The following is a 17,935-nucleotide window of genomic DNA, read 5'->3' on the forward strand; positions in this document are numbered from 1 at the left end:
CCACGGTCACCTCGGCGTCACCCGACGCCTCCTTGATCCGCAGCGCCTGCTCCACGCCGTACTCGTCCAGCTCGGACAACAGGCCGTCCACACCGCCACGGTCGGTCGTGAAATCCTCCGCGAACCGCCGCTCACCAGTCGCGTCGGGCACGTACTTCACACAGACAACGATCCTCAAGCTCACGACCTGTCTCCTGTACTGGTCACGTTGTTACTGCCAGGTAGCTTACGCCCTGCCGCGCGCCGACGAGAGGACACCCACCCTTGAGTGCTGTTCGAGGCCCATACTCCCCCACCGCGCCGAGAAGGGAATGCCGAGGGTGGCGCAACCACCTGTGACATCGACCCTATTGACCACCGATCGATCACCGATTGACCACCGCCGACAACGGTCCGGATGTGACGACAATCTCCCGCCCCGGCCTGCTCCCTACGTGACACGAGGTGCCCCAAAGGGGCACCATCTGACGTCAGCAACTTACGCTGACGTAACCGTAGGCTCGGGCACAGGCCCGCTGACGTTGGGCTGACTGTGGCAGATCTGGTGTACCCGCCGGTCATCGGGGCGGCGCTGACCGCATTCCGCGCGCTGGACCTCAAGATCGAGATCGTCGGCGCGGAGAACGTACCGCGCCAGGGCGGGGCCGTGCTGGTCAGCAACCACATCAGCTACCTCGACTTCCTCTTCGCCGGGCTCGGCGCGTTCAAGTCCGGCCGGCGCATGACCCGCTTCATGGCCAAGGACGACGTCTTCAAGCACCGGATCTCCGGCCCGCTGATGCGCGGCATGAAGCACATCTCGGTGGACCGCTCGGACGGCCAGCCCGCCTACGACGAGGCCGTTCGGGCGCTGCGCGCGGGCGAGGTCGTCGGCGTGTTCCCCGAGGCGACGATCAGCCGGTCGTTCATGCTGAAGAAGTTCAAGACGGGCGCGGCGCGGATGGCCGCCGACGCGCAGGTCCCGATGCTGCCGATGGCTCTGTGGGGCACCCAGCGGCTGTGGACCAAGGGCCGCCCGAAGAACCTGACGCGCCGCCACACCCCCGTCGCCATCTACATCGGCGAGCCGATCACCCTGTCCGAGAAGGACCGCCCGGTCATGGTCACCCGCCGCCTCCGCGCGGCCATGACCGACCTCCTCGAGCGCGCCCAGCGTGCCTACCCCGACCAGCCCTCCGGCCCCGACGACCGCTGGTGGCTCCCCGCAGCCCTCGGCGGCACGGCGCCGACCCCCGAGGTCGCGGAGGCGGAGGACGAGGCGGCCGCTGCACGCCGGGCGGAAGACGCCTGATTTTCTATCGCGCCGCAGTTGCACCGCCATTGCGGTTGCCAGGTGCGGAAGTTGCACTACCCATGGGCGCGGGGAACTGCGCGAGACACCACTGATGAGCGGATGGCCCTGCTCGATCCGGGCTCTACCGCACAGGGTGGCTTGTCGCGCAGTTCCCCGCGCCCCTCATAGTGCAGCTGCCTGGTTGTCGCTCAGCGGAGCATCCGCGCCGCGTGCAGGCGGCTGGCGTGTTCGACCAGGGCGATGAGGACCTTCTTGCCCGAGTCGCGCTCGCGTGCGTCGCACAGCAGGACGGGGGTCTCGGCCTCCAGGTCGAGGGCGTCGCCGACCATTTCGACGGCGTGGCGGCGGGCGCCGCTGAAGCAGTTGACGGCGACGACGAAGGGGATGCCGCGGCGTTCGAAGTAGTCCACGGACGGGAAGCAGTCCTCCAGGCGGCGGGTGTCCGCCAGGACGACTGCGCCCAGGGCGCCGTGGGCCAGTTCGTCCCAGAGGAACCAGAAGCGGTCCTGGCCGGGCGTGCCGAACAGGTACAGCGAGAGTCCGTCGCGGATGGTGATCCGGCCGAAGTCCATGGCCACCGTCGTCGTGGTCTTCTGCTCGACGCCGCCGAGGTCGTCCACGCCGCGGCCGGCCTCCGTCAGGAGTTCCTCGGTACGCAGCGGGCGAATCTCGCTCACCGCGCCGACCAGCGTGGTCTTGCCGACACCGAAGCCGCCCGCGACAAGGATCTTCAGGGCGAGGGCGGGATCGTCGGGCGGCTCTTGAGCGTCGTGCTGGGCGTCGTGGTGAGCGTGCGTCTTGGTAGGGGTGGGGACGGCGTCAGAGTGCACGGAGGCCATTGATCACTTCTCGCAGGATGCGCTCGTCGGGGAGCATGGCGGGAGGAACGGGGCGGCTGACGCGGATCAGACCCGCGTCCAGGAGGTCGCCGAGCAGGACGCGGACCACGCCGACCGGGAGGTCGAGGTCGGCGGCGATCTCGGCCACGGACTGCGGGCGGTAGCGGCACAGACTCAGGATCGCGACGGACTCGGGCGCGAGGCCGGGTTCGGAGCCGTACGGGCCGTCCCCGGCGTAGGGGGCGTCCGCGCCGTACGGGGTGTCCGCGCTGTACGGGGTGTCGGCGACGACCATCGCGATCAGGTCGAAGACCTCGCTGGCCGGCCTGGTCCGGCCCTTGGTCAGGGCGTAGAGGCGGACCATCGGGCCCGCCTCCTCGTCGAACCAGTTGGGATCGTTCGGATCCATCACTCTCATCCCGCTGACGGCGAGTCCGCCGCGGTGCGCGGCGGCGTGTACAGGTGCTCGCCCACCCGGCGGACCAGGCGGGCCATCTCATAGGCGATCAGGCCGATGTCGGAGTCCGCGCCCGCGAAGACGGCCAGGCAGGTTCCGTCCCCGGCCGCGACGACGAAGAGGAAGCCGCCGTCAAGTTCGACCATGGTCTGCCGGACGTCGCCCGCGTCGAAGTGGCGGCCTGCGCCCTTGGCCAGGCTGTGGAAGCCGGAGGCCACGGCCGCGAGGTGGTCACCGTCCTCCCGGCTCAGCCCGGCGGAGACGCCCAGCGCCAGACCGTCGCGGGAGAGCACGACGGCGTGGCGCACCTGGGCGACGCGGGAAACCAGCTCGTCGAGGAGCCAGTTGAGCTCACCGGTGGGGGTCGGATTGGTCGTCGCGGCCATCTGCGGCCTTCCTCTCGAAGTCTGGTTCCTGGATCTTCAGATGGCGGGTCGGTCCGTTCATCGCCGGTCCGTTTGCCGCCGCGCCGCGACCACGGGTCCAGCCGTCGCGCAGCGCGGACATGGTGGCCCTGGCCTGCTCGGGGCTGCGTTCCGGCGTGCCGTCGGAGCGGTCGGGCGCCCGGTGTGTCTCGGTCGGCGCTTCGCGCAGCTGCACGGCGAGGCTGGCCTGCCGGACCCGTCGCGGAAGCTCGTCGCCGTTGCGGCGCAGCGGGGTCGGGGCGGGGACGGCCTCGGCTCGGTCAGGCCCAGGCTGGCCGGGCGCGATCCGGTCGGGCGCCACCTGCCGGTCCCTCCGCGGGTGCTGACGATGCGGCAGGCTCGACGGGCCTTGCCCGTGCTGCGGCGCATGGGCGGTCTCGGCAGCCTCGGCGGTCGGCGCCGACCTGCGCTGCGCCGGGGGTCGCGTCGGAGGCCCGGTCGGAGGCCGGGTCGGCAGTACGGTCCCCGCCTGCGCGGACGGCACTCGCACAGGCGGCGCTGTCGGCACAGGCGGAACAGTCGGCACAGGCGGAACGCTCGGTCGGGGCGGAGCCGCCAGCGGCGGGAGGTCGAGCTCGGCGTCGATCGGCGGCGCGGTGACGATCGCCGGACCGCCCGCGTCCCGCTGGCGTTGGCGGCCGGTCTCCAGCAGCGCGTTCGGGAGCAGCACGACGGCCGTCGTCCCCCCGTACGCGGACGGCCGCAGGCTGACCCGGACGCCGTGGCGGCGGGCCAGGCGGCTGACCACGAAGAGGCCGAGCCGGTCGCTGTCGAAGAGGTCCGCCTGCTGGGCGTCGGCGATCTTGCGGTTGGCGTCGCCGACGGCGTCCTTGCCCATGCCGAGGCCGCGGTCCTCGATCTCCACCGCGTAGCCGGTGCCGACCTGTTCGCCGGTGACCTGGACCCGGGTGTGCGGGGGCGAGAACGCGGTGGCGTTCTCCACCAGTTCGGCCAGCAGGTGGGTGAGGTCGGCCACCGCCGCGCCGACCACCGAGACCCCCGGCAGGGCGCGGACGTCCACCCTGGCGTAGTCCTCGACCTCGGCCACGGCCGAGCGGACCACGTCCAGCAGCGGGACCGGCTTGCGCCAGGCGCGGCCGGGCGTGGCGCCGGAGAGGATGATCAGGCCCTCGGCGTGGCGGCGCATCCGGGTGGTGAGGTGGTCGAGCCGGAACAGGTCCTCCAGCTCGGCCGGGTCCTCGGTGCGGCGCTCCATCACGTCCAGCAGGATCAGCTGACGGTGCACCAGCACCTGGCTGCGTCGCGCCAGGTTGACGAAGACGCCGGAGACGCCCGACAGCACCTCCGCGCGTTCGACGGCGGCGGTGAGCGCGGCGCGCTGGACGGTGTTGAGCGCCTCGCCGACCTGGCCGATCTCGTCGTCGCCGGGCTCGATCACGGGGGCCTCGGACTCGATGTCGAGCTCCTCCCCCGCGCGCAGCCGCCGCATCGCGTCGGGCAGCCGGCGTCCGGCCAGCTCCAGCGCGGAGTTGCGCAGGCCGACCAGCTCGACCACCAGGCCGCGGCCGATCCGCACCGAGATGATGAGCGAGAGCGAGACTGCGGCCAGACCGAGGACGACGGCCAGGCCGTTCTTGCTCAGCAGCCCGAGATAGGGGTCGTTCTGGGCTCCGGTCGCGGTCTCACGCGCCTGGGTGAGCACGGTGTCGAGCTGCTGCTCGACCCCGGTCGCGGTGGCGGTCCACCCCGCGCCGGCGGCCTGCACGGCGCGGGTTCCGCCGCCGCTGACCCGGACCGCGTCCTCCAGTTGGGCCAGCGCCACGGCCTGCTGACCCGCCGTCACCTGCTGGAAGGCGGCGCTGTCGGTCGCCGCCAGGTCCGGCGCGGCGGTCTGTGTCAGCGCCTGGCGCGCGTAGCGGGCGCCGACGAACTCCTGGTACTGGTCCGCCGTCATCCGGCCCTGCGCCTGGGCCGCCTGGACGGCGGCGTCCTCGCGGGTCAGCATGTCGCGGGCCTGGGAGAGCTCCAGCAGCACCCGCGCGTCGGAGGCGGCCGAACCGTTCTGCGCGCCGGTGATCGCCCCGGTGACGCTGCTGAGCGAGCCGACGACGCCGAAGCCGCTGTCGATCACGCCCGTGTAGGACGTCGACGCATCCGGCCAGCTCAGCTGACCGCCGGTCACCCGGTCGCGGAGCTGCTGGAGCGAGGCGGTGGCAGTGTCGAGCGCGCCGATCCGGGAGACCAGGGTCGCGGACAGGCCGCTGGCTGCGTCCTCGCCGCGCAGCACGTCCTGGTTCATCGTGCCGACCGCCATGTCGGAGAGGTGCTGCCTGCCCTGGTAGGTGGCCAGTCGGTCCGCTGCGGGCGCGGCCAGGTAGGCGAGCGCGGCGGTGCGTTCGGCCTGGACCGCGTCGACGGTGGCGCCGATCGGGGCGAGCAGGGTCTGGTCGACCTGCTTGAGCTGGATCAGCTCGTCGACGGACTGCGCGGTGGTGACGGTCGCGAAGGCCCAGAGCGCGAGCAGGGAGACGACGGGGACCATCAGCAGCGAGATGATCCTGGCGCGGACGGTCCGCGGTCGCAGCCGCACCGAGACGGTCAGCGGGCGGGACCGGTAGCCGGACGGGCGGTGCGCCGCGCCCAGCCCCTCGTCGGCGGGGCGACCGGCATGGGCGGGGCGCGGACGGGTGCGGTTCGCGCCGTCGGGGTTCTTGGCCGCCCTGGGAGGCTCGGGAGCCTTGGAAGTCATGGAAGTCTTGGGAGACTTGGGAGACTTGGGAGACTTGGGAGGCTCTGGGGACGCTGCGGTCATCGGGTCACCGCCGGGAGTTGGCGCAGGCCTTCGGCGCTGGCGTTGGCGGCACGTTCCTGTGCGGTGGGCGAGAGCGCGACGAACGCGGACGTCAGGAAAAGGTACGAGCCGAGGCCCACCGCGAGCGGGAAGATGAACTGCATCAGCGACGCGCCCGGCAGCGGGGTGTTGGACGGGTGCACCTGCACGCTGACCGCGCGCATCCCGGTGTAGTGCATCGAACTGACGGCCAGACCCATCACCATCGCCGCTCCGGCCGCCGCCAGCGGGCCGCTGACGTTCAGTCCGGCCCACAGCGCGGCCGTCGACGCGACCACGGCGATCACGACGGAGAGCGCCACCGTGGTCGGGTCGTAGTGCAGGGTGCCGTGCAGGTCGAGGGCCATCATGCCCAGGTAGTGCATGGCCGCCACGCCGAAACCGGTGGTGACCCCGCCGGCCAGCAGCGAGCGCCACTTGTGCGTGCCGTAACCGACGGCGAAGAGCCCGAAACCGACGAAGGCCATCGCACTGGCCAGGCTGAGCACCGTCAGCGGGACGTTGAAGCGGATGTCGGTCCCGGTGACGGTGAAGCCGAGCATCCCGATGAAGTGCATCGTCCAGATGCCCGCGCCGATCGCCGAGGCGGCGGTCAGCAGCCAGTTGCGCTTGGACCGCCCGGTCGCGGCGACCGCGCGGACGGTGCAGCGCAGCCCTAAGGCGGAGCCGAGGACCGCCATCAGATACGACAGGATCGGCGTGAGCCAGCCGTAGCCCAGCTCGGTCATGCTCCCCATGGCGCCCATGCGGCGGCCCTCCGTGCCCTCCGTGGTCCGGCAGAGGTCACGGACGCTATTCCGCGGTTCACTCGAAATCGCGGACATGGGCAAAAGCCCGGCGGGGAAGGGCGGGGTGTGCTGGACTAATGGGGCTTGTGCCCACCGGGCCCCAACACGTTCCTACCGCCTACTGCAGCACGTTGACGGCGCGGGCGATGATCAGCGCCAGGGCCAGCAGCGAGATCATCGACTGAGAGGCCATCAGCAGCTTCGCCCAGCGGGAGAGCGGCATGGTGTCGGTGGGGCTGAACGCGGTCGCGTTCGTGAAGGCAACGTAGAGGTAGTCGGCGTACTCCGGCTCCCAGTCGGGCGGCGCTATCCCCTGCTGCTGCATCTGCGGGAAGAGCAGGTCGGGGTACTGGTGCGTGCCCGCCGCCCGGGCCAACGGGCCGCCGCGGTCCCACTCCCAGTACCAGAGGCTGAAGGCGATGATGTTGGTCAGCCAGACGCCCGCGCCCGTCATCAGCAGCTGCACCGGGGTGAACCCGTGCGAGCCCTGGATCAGATCCCGGCCGAGCAGCACCGCGGACCACCCGTTGGCCAGGCTGACCGCTGCGGCCAGCAGCAGGCCGAGCACGCGCACGGCTCGCGACTGCTTGGCGATGCGCCGATGCGGGTTGACCACGACCAGCGCCACTATCAGCGCGGCCTCCAGCACGGGCAGCAGCCAGTGCGGGTGGATCGTGAGCCGCTCCGGCAGCATCCACTGGATGACGATGGCCACGAGCAGCGCCGCGGTCACGCCCCAGCGCTGCTCGCCCTCGGTCCGCCGCAGCCACGCGGGGAGGGCGTCGGCGGGGGCGGACGTGTGGTGATCGTTCGGCTCGATGTGCTCTGTCACGGCGGACATTCTGCCGGGCACCGGTAAGGACGCCTCAACACCGACGCGTCGGACAGGCGGTGCGCGTCAGGACGCGTCCACCCGGAACGGGTCGTGCTCGGCGAGGAGCTTGTCCAACCTGGCCTGGTCGACGCGGCTGCTGTAGCGGCCCTCGTCCTGGCGGTCGCGGACGACCTTGGCCAGGGTGAAGGCGGAGGTGACGACGTAGAGGAGCCCCAGCGCGAGGAACGCCCGCTCCCACGCGTCGGTGTGCAGGTAGGCGATGCCGAGACCCATCGCCGCCAGCGAGGCCGTGAAGGAGATAACGGCCTGGACGGAGTAAGCGCTGGTCGTGCCCGGTCTGACGGGCGGAGTGTTGGCCATGTCGGCAGAATGCGCGCCACGAACCCGACGCGCATGAGTACGCGTACTCAAAGGAGCATGATCCACAGGCGTCCGGATCGCTACTCTCGACCACGTGAACGAGAGCGGAACCTCCCACCCACGCGAGCCCCACGAGTACTGCGAGCCCCGCGAGTACCGCACCGAGGAGCTGGCCCGCGAGGCGGGCATTCCGGTGCGAACCCTCCGCTTCTACCGGGAACGCCGGCTTCTTCCGCCGCCCCGCCGCGAGGGCCGGATCGCCTGGTACAACGAGGACCATCTGGCCCGACTCCGGGTCATCGCCGACCTGTTGGAGCGCGGGCACACGCTCGGCGGCATCGCCGAACTGCTGGCGGCGTGGGAATCCGGCCAGGACGTCGCCGAGTTGCTCGGCCTGCGGGCCGCGATCGCCGAGCCCTGGTCGCAGGAGACCGAGGTCCCGTTGACCCGCGAGCAGCTGCTCGCCAACTTCCCGGAGGAGGAGGCCGAGGCCGCGCTGACCACGTCGCTCGAGCTGGGTTACCTCAGGCCGCAGGGCGAGGACGCCTACGTCCACGTCAGCCGCCGCCTGCTGGACGCCTCCGCGGCGCTGGTCGGCGAGGGCTTGCCGCTCGCCGCGGTCCTCACCACCGCGCGTGGGGTCCGCGCCAGCGCCGACGCCCTCGCCGACCAGTTCGTCGACCTGATCGTCGACCAGCTGCTCTCCGGCCTCGACGACCCCCTCCCGCCGGGCGAACCCACCCGCCTCGCCGACGCCCTCACCCGCTTGCGCGGCGTGGCGCGCACCGTCGTGGACGTCGAGTTCTCCCTCGCGATGGACCGCCGCGTCCAACGCGAGGTGAAGCGGATCTCGCCGCGCTTGGCGGAGGGGTTGGGCGCGGGAGACTGAGCGGTCGACGCTGCGCCCCCGCAGGTAGTTGCACCTCCAGGGCCAGCGAAGGCCCAGCGCGTCGCGCCGGCTCGGCGGAGCCGCACATCAGCCCGGCTCGGCGGAGCCGCACATCAGCAGGGCCCCCGCGCCCGTGGGTGGTGCGACTCACTCCGCAGGAAAAGCCTCCGGCCCGCCCCTGCGGAGGTAGCGCTCCATGACAGTCGCGCTCCAGGGCCGGACCAGCTCGTGCAGGCGACGCGTGCGGTCCCAGCCCAACGCCTGCCAGGGCGCCAGCCCCAGGCGGTCCGTCAGATCCTCGATCTCCTCGCGGATCTCGCGTCCGCGCAGGGTCAGTTCGCCGTCCTCCGTCAGCAGGCCGCGGTCGTGGAGGCGTTGCTCCGCCGCCTCCCACTCCGCGTCGGTCCAGCCGCGGCGCGGCTGGATGGAGGCGCGGCTCTCGTGGCCGGTCGCGACCGCGTTCACCAGGACCTCGACGGCGTCCAGGCCGGAGGCCAGCAGCGCGGTGTTGTGGCCGTCACCGCGCCACTCGCGGAACGTGGTGATCGACTGCCACAGCGCCAGGTGCGGCGCGTCCGGCAGCGGCAGCGCGGCGTTCGCCGCACCCAGCGGGCGGCCCGCCGGGCGGCAGGCCTGCGCGGCCTCCGTGGCAAGCTCCGCCGCCTCTGCCATGTCCGCGGAGGCCAGCACCTCCTCGCCCAGCACGTCGCGCAGCGCGGCGTCGGTCGCCTCCAGTCGCAGGGCGAGCAGCTTGTCAGGGGCTGCGGCGGCGCGGACCGCCGCCATCCACCGGGCGACCATGGCGGGCTCGAAGTGGTAGAAGATCGCCTCCACCAGGCCCTCCGACGCCGCGCCCAGCGGCGCCGAGCGGCCGGCGAAGTAGGCGCCCCACCGGTCCAGGCCGACCTTGTCGAACACCGGGACCGAGGCCGGGCTGAAGATCAGGGCGGCGTGGTACGCGTCCAGGCAGTCGCGCATCGCGCGGGCCGCACGCAGGTCGAAAGGTCGAGTCGTCATCGCGACAGCGTAGAGCCGGGGTGCCCCTCCGGTGAAGAGGTTGACTAACTAAACCTTTCTCGCCTAAAGTTTCGACAGATTTACTTCATGCTCTCAAGTATCCACACACTGAAACACCTGGCGAAGGACCCGCTCCGATGAGCAGCACTCCCCTCTCCCCCCGTCGCGGGAGCACCCCGCTGATCCTGGCCCTGGGCCTGGCGGCCATGGTCGTCTCCATGGCCCAGACCCAGGTCGTGCCGATCCTGGCGCTGCTCGGCAACGACCTGCACGCGTCCAGCGCGGGCGTCAGCTGGGTGACCACGGCCACTCTGCTCTCCGCCGCCGTCTTCACCCCGCTGCTCGGGCGGGTCGGCGACCTGTACGGCAAGAAGCAGACGCTCGTCGCCGTGCTCGCGGTGATGGTCGCGGGCTCGCTGCTGGCCGCCACGACCACCTCGCTGACGCTGCTGATCGTCGGGCGGGTGCTGCAGGGCTCGGCTACCGCGATCTTCCCGCTGGCACTGTCGATCATCCGCGACCAGGTGCCGCACGAGAAGCTGCACGGCGCGATGGCGCTGGTCAGCAGCACGCTGGCGTTCGGCTCCGGCCTCTCGCTGGTGATCACCGGCCTGCTCACCCAGGGCCACAACCCCAACTACCACTCGGTCTTCTGGGTCTCCACCGGCCTGTCGCTGCTCGCGCTGATCGCCGTCGTCTTCCTCGTCCCCAACCGCGGGCACGCCACCGGCGGGCGGATCGACTACCTCGGCACGGTCACCCTGGCCGGGTTCCTGGTCCTGCTGCTGCTCGGCATCTCGCAGGGCCACGAGTGGGGCTGGTCGTCCGGCTCGATCATCGGCTGCTTCGCGGGCGCGATGGTCATGGCGGTCGTGTGGGTGCTGGTCGAACGCAAGGTCGCCGCACCGCTGGTGGACATGCGGATGTTCGCCCACCGTCAGGTCGCCTTCACCAACGCCGCCGGACTCTTCGTCGGTTTCGCCTCCTTCGCGCAGTTCATCGGCATCTCGTACCTGGTCCAGATGCCGCATCAGCTGACCGGCTACGGCTTCACCGCCTCGGTGCTGCGCGCCTCGGTCGAGTACCTGCTGCCGAGTTCGCTGATCGCGCTGATCGCCGCCCCGATCGGCGGCGTGCTGGTGCGGAAGATCAGCGCGCGCGGCACTCTCGCGGTGGGCGCGGTCTTCGGCGCGGCCGGCTTCGCCTGGCTCGCGTTCGGGCACGGCAGCAGCACCGGCGTGATCCTGGCCGGACTGCTGACCGGTACGGCGATCGCCTTCGGCTACGCCTCGATGCCGGCGCTGATCGCCGCCAGCGTGCCGCTGGAGCAGACCGGCATCGCCAACGGGATCAACTCCATCTCCCGGTCCGTCGGCAGCTCCGTCGCCTCGGCGGTGGTGACCTCGCTGCTGGCCTCCAAGCTGATCCACGGGCTGCCGCCAGGCGTGCCGCCGCTGCCGCAGGAGAGCCAGTTCACCACGAGCTTCGTGATCGGCATGGCGGCCATGGTGCTCACCGTCCCGGTGGCACTGATCGGCCTGAGCCGGCACCACCGACCGCTGACCACCGTTACAGCATCGTCAATTCCGGCCAAGGACGCGGCGAACACTTCGACCGCAGCCGTCACGGACGCCGTTGCCGCCGAGGCCCTCGCGCCGGTCGCGGACGGAGCGGAGGCCCCCGCCGAGGCGTTGGCCGAGCGGGACTGACCTGCTGTTTTGCGCCCGCCCTGGACCCGGCATTCCCTGCCGGGCCCCGGGCGGGTATCTTTGCGCCGCCACATGACCGGCTCACGTCACAAGGTGCACATCACCTGTCTCCTCTTACTTCGCGATCATCGGATGAGTAGCCTCTCCCCCGTGCCTGCACTCCCGGATGCCCCGACCGCGGTCGGCAGCTTCGCCGCGATCTGGAGTCGCGCGCTCTATCCGTCCGCGCGGAGCGGGCTGACGCGCGATCAGTTGACGCTGCTGCTGACCCCGCTCGCGGGGCAGCTGCGCGACGCCCTGCACCAGGACCGGTTCGACCCGCGCCCGGCCCGGGCCATCGGCTCGCAACTGGTCCGCAGCCACTCCGACGAGCCCGATGCCCTCGCCCAGACCCTGGGCGTCCTCGACGCCTACCTGCTGCTCTACTTCCCTCCGCCGAAGGAGTTCTCCGGCCCCATCGCTCGCGCCCGCTCGGCCCGCCTCCAACACGCCGTCGCGGCAGGCTTCGTGGAAGCGCTGCGGAACGGCTGACGCGCTTCAGCGGCCGCCGGTCGGTCCGGTGGTCGTCTCAGGCCGTCTCAGGTCGTCTCAGGCTTCGATGTTCTCCAGGTCGTCGAGCAGGCTCGGGTGCGTCGGCTCCCAGCCGAGAGCGGTGCGGGTGCGACCGCTGGATGAGGGCTGGTCGGTCGCGAAGATCGGGCCGAGCGGACCGAAACGGTCCTGCGGCACCGACGTGACCGGGAGGTCGAGCCGCCGCCCGATGACCGCGGCGATGTCGCAGACCGCGTCACCCTCGTCGGCAACGGCGTGCCACGAGCTTCCCGCTGGTGCCTTCTCCAGCGCGAGGCGGAACAGGACGGCGGCGTCGAGCGCGTGGACGGCGGGCCAGCGCTGCGCGCCGTCCCCGGGGTAGCCCGCGACGCCGGTGCGCCGGGCGATGTCCGCGAGCAGCCCGGCGAACCCGCCCCGGCCCTGGTTGTGGACCGTGCGCGGCAGCCGTACCGCCGAGCTGCGCACGCCGCGTGAGGCGAGAGCGAGTGCGCGCGATACCGACTGACTGCGTCCGCCGACGGGTCCGTCGGTCGGCAGCGAGTCTTCCTCGGTCGATGCGCGTCCCGCCACGTGGGGCGTGCCGGACACGGTGACCAGCGGTCGATCCGTGCCGACGAGGGTGTCGCCGAGCGTCGCGAGCGCGGCACCCTCCTCGGCGACGGCCTTGGCAAGCGCCTCGGGCGAGTTGAAGTCGTTGCCGAAGGCGAGGTGGATGACGCCGTCTGCCCGTTCGGAGCCGGTTCGCAGCACCTCGAGGTCGGTGAGTCCGCCGCGCAGCACGTCGGCCCCGGCGGCTTGTGCGCTCGCCGCGGACGCGTCGGAACGGGCGAGGGCGGTGACGGAGTGGCCTGCGGCGAGCAGTTCGGCGACGACGGCCGTGCCGATCAGGCCCGTTCCGCCGGTGATGAAGACGCGCATGGTGGACTCCCAGAGTGATGCTACTACTGTCCCATCACCGTACACCGCGATGCGACACATGTCGCATCATCTAGAATGGCCGTATGCCCAGATGGAAGCCCGATGCCCGACAGCGCCTGGTGGTGGCGGCCCTCGGGCTGTTCGCCGAGCAGGGTTACGACGACACGACGGTCGCTCAGATCTCCGAGCGGGCGGGGCTCACGCGGAGCACGTTCTTCCGCCACTTCACCGACAAACGGGAGATCCTGACGACGGGTCAGAAGGCCCTCAGCCGCCTGCTGGCCGAGGGCATCGATGCCGCCCCTGCGGACGCGACACCGATGACGGCCGTCGCCGCCGGCCTGGAACGCGCATCGGGCGAGATGACATCGTTCAACCGCGAGCTCAGCCCGCTGCTGCACGCGGCCGTCGAGGCGAACGAGGAACTGCAGGAGCGCAACGCGCTGAAGAGCATCGGCATGGCCGCGGCCATGGTCGAGGCGTTGCAGCGACGGGGCGTCCCGGAACCCGCGGCGCACGTGGCCGCCGAACTCGGCGTGCTCGCGTTCAGGCTCGGATTCAGCCGGTGGGCCGACCCCAGTCGCGACGAGGACCCCGGCGAGCTGGCCCCGCACACCCGAGCCGCATTCGACGAACTGCGCGCGGCGGCCGCAGACCTGCGCTGAGAGGCGGGACTGACCGGAGTTGTCAGTGGCACCTGTGATACTCGGTGCGGGTTGTGCGAAGCCGGGATGTGCCGACGTGCCGGTCGTCGCGTGACCCGTCCGGATCCGGTGCTGACTCGATGGTGTGGAGCGTGGCAAAGATGCAGGTGGGGGCGCCGGCGTGAGATTTCTGCACACCTCCGACTGGCACCTGGGCAGGTCGCTGCACCGGGAGAACCTGCTGCCCGCGCAGCGTGCCTTCCTGGAGCACCTCGTCCGCACCGCCGAGGCGGAGTCCGTCGACGCCGTGCTCGTGGCGGGTGACGTCCACGACCGGGCGGTGCCGAGTCTCGGGGCGGTCGAGCTGTTCGACGAGGTGCTGCACAAGCTGGCCGCGCTCGGCATCCCGGTGGTGCTGATCAGCGGGAACCACGACAGCGCGCAGCGGCTCGGGATCGGCGCGGGCTTGATCGCTCGCGCCGGGGTCCACCTGCGGACCGACCCGGACGCGGTCGCCGAGCCGGTGCTGCTGCGGGACGAGCACGGCGAGGTCGCCGTCTACGGCCTGCCCTACCTGGAGCCCGCGCTGGTCGGGCGGCGGGTCGGGGCCGAGGAGGTCAGCCACGCCGCCGTGCTCGGCGCGGCGATGGACGCGGTCCGCGCGGACCTGGCAGACCGTCGACAGGCACAACGCGGCTGCCGGTCGGTGGTGCTGGCGCACGCGTTCGTCATCGGCGGCGAGGTCAGCGACAGCGAGCGGGACATCTCGGTCGGCGGCGTGCCGAGTGTGCCCGCGTCCGTCTTCGACGGCGTCGACTACGCGGCGCTGGGCCATCTGCACGGCTGCCAGACCGTCAACGAGCGGGTGCGCTACAGCGGTTCACCGCTCGCGTACTCCTTCTCGGAGGCCGACCACCGCAAGTCGATGTGGCTGGTCGATCTCGGCCCGCGGGGCGAAGTCGCGGCCCGGCGCGTCGACTGCCCGGCGCCGCGCCGCCTGGTGCGGCTGCGCGGCGAGTTGCACGAGCTGCTCACCTCCCCCGACCACGACGACGTCGAGGACTGCTGGGTGCAGGCCACGCTGACGGACGCGGCGCGCCCGGCGCAGGCGATGGAGAAGCTGCGTCAGCGCTTCCCGCACACGCTCCAGCTGGCCTTCGAGCCGCAGAACCGCGCCGACGACGGCCTCGCCTCCTACGGCTCGCGCGTGCGTGGGCGGGACGACGGCGCGGTCGCGCTGGGCTTCGTCCGCCACGTGCGCGGCTCGGCGGCGAGCGAGTCGGAGTCGGCGCTGCTGGTCGCGGCGGTCGAGGCGGCGGCGCGGACCGAGGGGGACGACTGATGCGACTGCACCGGCTCACCGTCACGGCCTTCGGGCCCTTCGGCGGACGCGAGGAGGTGGACTTCGACGCGCTGGCCTCCGGCGGGCTCTTCCTGCTGGCGGGCCCGACGGGCGCGGGCAAGACGAGCGTGCTGGACGCCGTCTGCTTCGCCCTCTACGGCTCGGTCCCCGGCAGTCGTGGCCGGGCCCGCAGCCTGCGCAGCGACCACGCCGCGGCCGGGCAGCTGACCGAGGTCGAGCTCGAACTGACGCTGGGCGGCCGACGGTTGCGCATCCTGCGGCGCCCCGAGCAGCACCGGCCCAAGCGTCGCGGGGAGGGCAGCACGCCGGAGAAGGCGCAGACCCTGCTCAGTGAGTGGTCGGCCGAGCTCGACGAGTGGCGTCCGCGCAGCGGCTCGCACCAGGAGATCGGCGCGGAGCTGCAGCAGCTGATCGGCATGAGCCGGGACCAGTTCTGCCAGGTCGTGCTGCTGCCGCAGGGCGAGTTCGCCCGGTTCCTGCAGGCCAACGCGCAGGAGCGCAGGGAGCTGCTGGGCCGCCTCTTCGACACCGGCCGCTTCGGCGCGGTGGAGGCGTGGCTGACGGAGCGTCGGCAGCGCTGCGAGAAGGAGGCCCAGTCCGTCCAGGCCGACATCGCCGCCCGGGTGGAGCGCCTGTCCGAGGCTGCCGGGGAGCTCGCCCCGGCCGCTACCGTGCCCGAGGGGGTTCCGGCGCCGGACGAGGCGCTCGCCTGGGCGGCGGCGCTGCGCGAGGGTGCCGCGCTGCGGCAGGAGGTGGCGGAGGTCCGCCACACCCTGGTCGCCGAGCGCCGCGCGGCGGCGGACGAACGCCTGCGCGCGACACAGGAGCTGTTCGACCGTCAGCAACGCCACCGGCGTGCGCTGGACACGCGCGACGCCCTGGTCGCCGAGCAGCCCGCCCAGCAGGAGCGGGAGCAACGCCTCGCCCGCGCCGAGCGGGCCGCCACGGTCACCCCGCTGCTGCGCCGCCTGGCCGAGGCCGAGCGGGAGGCCGAGCGGGCCGCCACGGCCCGCGAGCGGGCGCTCAACGCGCTCACCGCGCTCCCGGCTGAGCTCCGCGACGCCGACGTTCGTGCCGCCGATGTGCGCGACGCCAACGTGCGTGCTGCGGATCTCCGCGCCAAGGAGCGCGAAGCGCTGGGCCGTACCGGGGAGTTGCGCGCCCTGCTCCAGGCCGAGCAGCGGCAGGCGGCGATCGTCCGCGAGGCGCAGCAGTTGGAGCGACGCGCTGCCGACGCCGAGGACGAGCGGTCCGAGGCCGAGGCCTGGCTCGCCGACGAGTGGCCGCGCGAACGCCAGGCCGCCCAGCGTCACGCGGAGGCCGCGCGCGAGGCGGCCACCGGCCGGGACGCGCTCGCCGAGCGGCTGCGTGCCGCCGCGCAGCGGCTGGAGGCCGGTCAGCGCCGGGACGGGCTGTCCGCGCGGGTCGCCACGGGCGAGCGCGCAGTGGCCGGGCTGCGCGAGCAGCGTTCCGTCGTACACGAGTCCTGGCTGGAGCTGAAACAGCGCCGGATCGAGGGCATGGCCGCCGAGTTGGCCGCCCGGTTGCAGCCGGGCGAGCCGTGCGCGGTCTGTGGGGCCACCGAACACCCGCGCCCCGCCGAGGCCGCGCCGGACCAGGTCACCCCCGAGGCGGAGCGGACGGCCGAGGCCGCCTACCGCGCGGCGGAGCAGCAGTTCCACGAGGCCGAGCAGCAGTTGGCGCGCCTCGCTGCCGACTCGGCCGCCGCTGAGGCCCTCGCCGACAGCCGCGCCACGGCCCAGCTGGCCCAGGAGGCCGAGACGCTGCGGCGCGAGCACGCCGACGCCGAGCGGGCCGAGGCCGCAGGTCTGGCCGCCGCACGGCAGTTGGAGCGGCTGGAGCGCGAGCACGAGCGGCGTTCGGCGGCGCTCTCGTCCGCACGCGAGACCCTGGCCGCCGCGGAGGAGGCACTCTCCCGGCTCACCGCCGAACGCGAGCAGCTCGACGTCCGGCTTGCCGAGGCCCGCGCCGGAGCGCCCTCGGTGGCGGCCCGGATCGCCGCGCTGGAGGCCCGGGGCGCGCTGCTGGGCCAGGCTGCCGAGGCGGTCACCGCCGCGTCCGCTGCGGCGGACGCGGCGTCAACGGCCCGTGCGGCGGCGGAGGAGGAGTGCACGGCGGTCGGTTTCCCGTCCCCTGCGGAGGCGCAGCACGCCGCGCTCGGCGCGGCCGAGGCGGACGCCCTGCGAGCGGCCGTCACGCGCCACGGCGAGGGCCTGGCCCGTACCCGCGCGGAGGCGGCGTCCCCGGAGCTCGTCGCCGCGGCGGCGCTGCCGGAGGCCGATCCCGCCGTCGACCAGGCGCGGGCGGCGGCAGTGGAGGCCGCGCTCTTCGACGCGCACGCCGCGCTGGAGAGCGCGACGCACCGGGTCGCCCAACTCGCCCGGCTCAGCGGGCAGCTGGTCGAGGACGTCACCCGCCTGCGCCCGTTCGCTGAGCGGCTGGCCACGGCGACGGAGCTGTCCCAGCTGGTCGCGGGCACGAGCCGGAGCAACGAGCTGCGGATGTCGCTGGAGAACTACGTGCTGGCCGCACGGCTGGAGCAGATGGCCGCGTCGGCGGGCCTGCGACTGGCCGCGATGTCCGGCGGCCGGTACACCCTGGAGCACACCGACGCCCGCTCCCGCAACAACGCCCGCTCCGGGCTCGGCCTCCAGGTCCTGGACGCCTGGACCGGCCGCTACCGCGATACCTCGACCCTGTCCGGCGGCGAGTCCTTCTTCGCCTCCCTGGCCCTCGCGTTGGGCCTGGCCGACGTGGTGACGGACGAGGCGGGCGGCATGCCCCTGGACACCCTCTTCGTCGACGAGGGCTTCGGCTCGCTCGACGCGGACGCGCTGGAGGAGGTCATGTCCGTCCTCGACTCACTGCGCGAGCGGGACCGTGCGGTCGGCATCGTCAGCCACGTCTCGGAGCTGCGGGACCGGATCCCGAACCAGTTGCACGTCCGGAAGGGGCGAGCAGGGTCGCGGTTGAGCCAGACAGAGTGCTGAGCCAGGCGGGGTGTGTTCAGCC

The 17,935-nt window shown here is 72.6% G+C and carries 16 protein-coding genes and 1 pseudogene; 7 read left to right on the plus strand and 10 right to left on the minus strand.

Annotation, left to right across the window (positions count from 1 at the left end; all coding sequences use genetic code 11):
• Positions 1-184 (minus strand): annotated as a pseudogene (locus ABH940_RS24955) (electron transfer flavoprotein subunit beta); the annotation flags it as partial.
• Positions 185-532: 348 nt separating this feature from the next.
• Here ABH940_RS24955 and ABH940_RS24960 point away from each other — a divergent pair.
• On the plus strand, positions 533-1,291 hold the full coding sequence (locus tag ABH940_RS24960) for a lysophospholipid acyltransferase family protein (RefSeq protein WP_370071399.1): 759 nt from the start codon (positions 533-535) through the stop codon (positions 1,289-1,291).
• A 191-nt stretch (positions 1,292-1,482) separates the two neighbouring features.
• Here ABH940_RS24960 and ABH940_RS24965 read toward each other — a convergent pair whose 3' ends face one another.
• From ABH940_RS24965 to ABH940_RS24995, 7 genes are all read right to left on the minus strand, one after another.
• The gene (locus ABH940_RS24965; protein ID WP_370071398.1) at positions 1,483-2,133 is read right to left on the minus strand and encodes an ATP/GTP-binding protein; all 651 of its coding nucleotides are present in this window, start codon (positions 2,131-2,133) and stop codon (positions 1,483-1,485) included.
• Complete coding sequence (locus tag ABH940_RS24970) at positions 2,114-2,542, minus strand: DUF742 domain-containing protein (RefSeq protein ID WP_370071397.1); 429 nt, start codon at positions 2,540-2,542, stop codon at positions 2,114-2,116. The genes ABH940_RS24965 and ABH940_RS24970 overlap by 20 nt, the downstream gene beginning before the upstream one ends.
• 5 nt (positions 2,543-2,547) lie before the next feature.
• Positions 2,548-2,976: a roadblock/LC7 domain-containing protein gene (locus ABH940_RS24975; protein WP_370071396.1), complete on the minus strand. Its 429-nt coding sequence runs from the start codon at positions 2,974-2,976 to the stop codon at positions 2,548-2,550.
• Entirely contained in the window at positions 2,942-5,725 is a 2,784-nt protein-coding gene (locus ABH940_RS24980) for a nitrate- and nitrite sensing domain-containing protein (protein WP_370071395.1), read from the minus strand. The genes ABH940_RS24975 and ABH940_RS24980 overlap by 35 nt, the downstream gene beginning before the upstream one ends.
• 59 nt (positions 5,726-5,784) lie before the next feature.
• Positions 5,785-6,564 carry an MHYT domain-containing protein gene (locus tag ABH940_RS24985; protein ID WP_370071408.1) on the minus strand — a complete coding sequence of 260 codons (780 nt, stop codon included), beginning with the start codon at positions 6,562-6,564 and terminating at the stop codon, positions 5,785-5,787.
• Between the two features lie 169 nt (positions 6,565-6,733).
• The gene (locus ABH940_RS24990) at positions 6,734-7,447 is read right to left on the minus strand and encodes a hypothetical protein (RefSeq protein WP_370071394.1); all 714 of its coding nucleotides are present in this window, start codon (positions 7,445-7,447) and stop codon (positions 6,734-6,736) included.
• Between the two features lie 66 nt (positions 7,448-7,513).
• On the minus strand, positions 7,514-7,810 hold the full coding sequence (locus tag ABH940_RS24995) for a YiaA/YiaB family inner membrane protein (protein ID WP_370071393.1): 297 nt from the start codon (positions 7,808-7,810) through the stop codon (positions 7,514-7,516).
• A 94-nt stretch (positions 7,811-7,904) separates the two neighbouring features.
• Here ABH940_RS24995 and ABH940_RS25000 point away from each other — a divergent pair, with 94 nt between their 5' ends.
• Positions 7,905-8,699: a MerR family transcriptional regulator gene (locus ABH940_RS25000; protein ID WP_370106206.1), complete on the plus strand. Its 795-nt coding sequence runs from the start codon at positions 7,905-7,907 to the stop codon at positions 8,697-8,699.
• A 147-nt stretch (positions 8,700-8,846) separates the two neighbouring features.
• Here ABH940_RS25000 and ABH940_RS25005 read toward each other — a convergent pair whose 3' ends face one another.
• Positions 8,847-9,716 (minus strand): hypothetical protein, encoded by an 870-nt coding sequence (locus ABH940_RS25005; protein ID WP_370071391.1) that lies wholly within the window; start codon positions 9,714-9,716, stop codon positions 8,847-8,849.
• A 137-nt stretch (positions 9,717-9,853) separates the two neighbouring features.
• Between ABH940_RS25005 and ABH940_RS25010 the strand changes: the two genes are divergently transcribed.
• Complete coding sequence (locus ABH940_RS25010) at positions 9,854-11,425, plus strand: MFS transporter (protein ID WP_370071390.1); 1,572 nt, start codon at positions 9,854-9,856, stop codon at positions 11,423-11,425.
• Between the two features lie 150 nt (positions 11,426-11,575).
• The gene (locus ABH940_RS25015) at positions 11,576-11,956 is read left to right on the plus strand and encodes a hypothetical protein (protein WP_370071389.1); all 381 of its coding nucleotides are present in this window, start codon (positions 11,576-11,578) and stop codon (positions 11,954-11,956) included.
• 57 nt (positions 11,957-12,013) lie between these two features.
• Here ABH940_RS25015 and ABH940_RS25020 read toward each other — a convergent pair whose 3' ends face one another.
• A complete protein-coding gene (locus ABH940_RS25020) occupies positions 12,014-12,895 on the minus strand; it encodes an SDR family oxidoreductase (RefSeq protein WP_370106207.1) in 882 nt (293 codons plus the stop codon).
• Between the two features lie 83 nt (positions 12,896-12,978).
• Between ABH940_RS25020 and ABH940_RS25025 the strand changes: the two genes are divergently transcribed.
• From ABH940_RS25025 to ABH940_RS25035, 3 genes are all read left to right on the plus strand, one after another.
• Complete coding sequence (locus ABH940_RS25025) at positions 12,979-13,560, plus strand: TetR/AcrR family transcriptional regulator (protein ID WP_370106208.1); 582 nt, start codon at positions 12,979-12,981, stop codon at positions 13,558-13,560.
• Between the two features lie 160 nt (positions 13,561-13,720).
• On the plus strand, positions 13,721-14,881 hold the full coding sequence (locus tag ABH940_RS25030) for an exonuclease SbcCD subunit D (RefSeq protein ID WP_370071386.1): 1,161 nt from the start codon (positions 13,721-13,723) through the stop codon (positions 14,879-14,881).
• Complete coding sequence (locus ABH940_RS25035) at positions 14,881-17,913, plus strand: AAA family ATPase (RefSeq protein WP_370106209.1); 3,033 nt, start codon at positions 14,881-14,883, stop codon at positions 17,911-17,913. Before ABH940_RS25030 ends, ABH940_RS25035 begins: the two co-directional genes overlap by 1 nt.
• The last annotated feature ends 22 nt before the right edge of the window (positions 17,914-17,935 follow it).

The organism is Streptacidiphilus sp. BW17 (assembly GCF_041262485.1).
Classification (GTDB): Bacteria; Actinomycetota; Actinomycetes; order Streptomycetales; family Streptomycetaceae; genus Streptacidiphilus.

What these genes read in the sequence shown, in the direction of transcription:
- ABH940_RS24965 (WP_370071398.1), bottom strand. Translation starts at nt 2,133, where the DNA reads ATGGCCTCCGTGCACTCTGACGCCGTCCCCACCCCTACCAAGACGCAC.
- ABH940_RS25010 (WP_370071390.1), top strand. Translation starts at nt 9,854, where the DNA reads ATGAGCAGCACTCCCCTCTCCCCCCGTCGCGGGAGCACCCCGCTGATC.
- ABH940_RS24975 (WP_370071396.1), bottom strand. Translation starts at nt 2,976, where the DNA reads ATGGCCGCGACGACCAATCCGACCCCCACCGGTGAGCTCAACTGGCTC.
- ABH940_RS25035 (WP_370106209.1), top strand. Translation starts at nt 14,881, where the DNA reads ATGCGACTGCACCGGCTCACCGTCACGGCCTTCGGGCCCTTCGGCGGA.
- ABH940_RS25005 (WP_370071391.1), bottom strand. Translation starts at nt 9,716, where the DNA reads ATGACGACTCGACCTTTCGACCTGCGTGCGGCCCGCGCGATGCGCGAC.
- ABH940_RS24995 (WP_370071393.1), bottom strand. Translation starts at nt 7,810, where the DNA reads ATGGCCAACACTCCGCCCGTCAGACCGGGCACGACCAGCGCTTACTCC.
- ABH940_RS25020 (WP_370106207.1), bottom strand. Translation starts at nt 12,895, where the DNA reads ATGCGCGTCTTCATCACCGGCGGAACGGGCCTGATCGGCACGGCCGTC.
- ABH940_RS24970 (WP_370071397.1), bottom strand. Translation starts at nt 2,542, where the DNA reads ATGGATCCGAACGATCCCAACTGGTTCGACGAGGAGGCGGGCCCGATG.
- ABH940_RS25025 (WP_370106208.1), top strand. Translation starts at nt 12,979, where the DNA reads ATGCCCAGATGGAAGCCCGATGCCCGACAGCGCCTGGTGGTGGCGGCC.
- ABH940_RS24985 (WP_370071408.1), bottom strand. Translation starts at nt 6,564, where the DNA reads ATGGGGAGCATGACCGAGCTGGGCTACGGCTGGCTCACGCCGATCCTG.
- ABH940_RS24980 (WP_370071395.1), bottom strand. Translation starts at nt 5,725, where the DNA reads ATGACTTCCAAGGCTCCCGAGCCTCCCAGGGCGGCCAAGAACCCCGAC.